Origin of the sequence: Mycobacterium simiae (assembly GCF_008370645.1) — a bacterium.
Lineage (GTDB): Bacteria > Actinomycetota > Actinomycetes > Mycobacteriales > Mycobacteriaceae > Mycobacterium > Mycobacterium simiae_A.
In genome coordinates this window covers 1-1,996 of record NZ_VTZN01000353.1, presented here as the reverse complement: position 1 = coordinate 1,996, position 1,996 = coordinate 1, and the positions used below count along the sequence as shown (strand labels likewise).

The window sequence follows — 1,996 nt, the reverse complement described above, 5'->3', positions numbered from 1 at the left end:
CGTTGATGGCGTCGAGTGAGCGTTGATGGCGTCGAGTGAGCCGTCAGGGCGGGCCGATCGTGGATTTTCCCGCCCTACATACACTCTCAAAGCCGTCACCGCACACTAGATGCGGCGGCATGACAGCCGACTCGGTGAGCACGTGAGACATCCCCGAACGCCTGGCTGCGCGAAGGCGTGCGTGACGGCGCGGCATCAGAGTGCCAGAAGTCAGAGCCAAGGTATGCGCGGGCAAAGGCCGCGCGCCAGGACATCGTTGACCAGCAGCATCGCTCAAGCAAGGTCAGCGGACAGTCGAGGCGCTGCGCGACGGACAGGACTACCCAGCCGACCGCCAATACATGGCAAGCCATCGTCCAGCGCCAGCGCAACGCGACGATTCCTCCTAACGCCACATAGCCGATGAAGGCGACGTGCGCGGCGATGGTGGCACCGACCAGAAAGATCCACATAACGCTCTTGTGGTCAAATCCCGCGCGAGACAACGTGTTCCCGGCTAACGCGTCGTGCATTTCAGATGCCAAAGTCCCGCCCGATCTTTGACACCTGGTAACTACGATAGATCCGATTCCGCGGTGCGTTCATAACCAACGCGACGTCATACCCGCTGTAATGGGTAACCCGGTGGTGCGAGCAGCTGCGCTGATCATCCAGCAGAGAAGGCACATATCGCTGTCGGACTGAACCATCAGTGCGCGCCAGCCGTTTAGAAGTTAAGATCTTTATTTAGATCACATGGCTAGCTTTGGGAGGCGGATCCAGTGATCGCATTCAGATTGTTGATGGCAGGCGCGTTAACGGCAGGCGCGGTGGCGCTGGCGGGTGAGCCGGTGGCGCTAGCCGACCCGCTGACTCCCGGCCAGGCGCAATACCTCAATGAGGGCGATACCGATCCACCTTGCCGAGACGATCGGTGCCAGCAGCCGCCCCGGGTGAAAAAACCGCCCCAGCGCGGCGTCATGGGGTGCGTACGAGGTGTCTGCGTCCCTCGCCGCAACCGTTGATGGCTCACCGAACTGACTTTGCGGAGCGAAACAGCAATCACTTCAACTAGTTTCGTGTCTGGCCCGGTGCTCGTCGCTGACCGGGCACGACTGCTAACCTAGCCGGCTATGGGAGCCTTGGACGGACGGGTCGCCTTGATCACCGGAGGCGCCCGGGGGCAGGGTCGCGCCCATGCCTTGGCCCTAGCCGCCGAAGGCGCGGATATTGTCGTCGCCGATGCGCCCGGCCCCATGGCGGACTTGGCCTACCCGCTAGCCACCGAGGACGACCTACGCGACACCGCCAAGCGAGTTGAAGGGCTGGGACGGCGCTGCCTGCCGATAACGCTCGACGTACGCAACGCCGCCCACGTTGGCGCCGCGGTGGCGCAGACCGTCAAGGATCTGGGCAGCCTCGACATTGGGCAATGCGGGCATCGTCAGCACTGGGCCGCTCGAGCAGGTCAGCGATCAGATGTGGAAGCAGCTGGTGGACACCAACCTGACCGGTGTATTCCATACGCTGCGCGCGGCCATACCGGTGATGCGGCGCCAACGCTTCGGCAGGATCGTGGTGACTTCCTCGATGGGCGGCCGAATGGGCATCCCCGAGCTCGCCGCCTACAACGCCACCAAGTGGGGGATCATCGGGCTGGCCAAGTCCGTCGCCCTGGAGGTCGCCAAAGTGGGCATTACGGTTAACGTCATCTGCCCGACCACCACCCAAACTCCGATGGTGCAGCCTGCGGGCGGTGACGAGGTCCCCGACGATTTGGTGCGGCGCATGATGAAAGCCAACCCGATACCGCAACCGTGGCTGCAGCCCGAGGATGTCAGCCGCGCACTGCTCTACCTGGTCACCGACCCCGGCGTCATCAGCGGCAGCGTCCTGGAGATCGGTTTGGGCGGCAGCGCTCGCATGCACTAGACGTGACTCTGGTGTCGCGACTGGCCGCGCGTGCGGCGTGCGAGCCGCGTAGTCGCTTCGCGAACGTCACCAATGCCGCCGGGCT

General features: G+C 63.7%; 1 protein-coding gene and 1 pseudogene. One reads left to right on the top strand and one right to left on the bottom strand.

Going from position 1 to position 1,996, the window contains the following annotated elements; genetic code table 11:
- Positions 1-95: 95 nt before the first annotated feature.
- Positions 96-452 (bottom strand): DUF2784 family protein, encoded by a 357-nt coding sequence (locus tag F0Q45_RS25685; protein WP_188113171.1) that lies wholly within the window; start codon positions 450-452, stop codon positions 96-98.
- Between the two features lie 660 nt (positions 453-1,112).
- On the opposite strand from F0Q45_RS25685, the pseudogene F0Q45_RS25680 reads away from it, so the two are divergent.
- Positions 1,113-1,911: pseudogene (locus F0Q45_RS25680) on the top strand (mycofactocin-coupled SDR family oxidoreductase).
- Positions 1,912-1,996 lie beyond the last annotated feature (85 nt).

Excerpts from the sequence above, each read along its gene's own strand:
- F0Q45_RS25685 (WP_188113171.1), bottom strand. The coding sequence starts at position 452 with ATGTGGATCTTTCTGGTCGGTGCCACCATCGCCGCGCACGTCGCCTTC.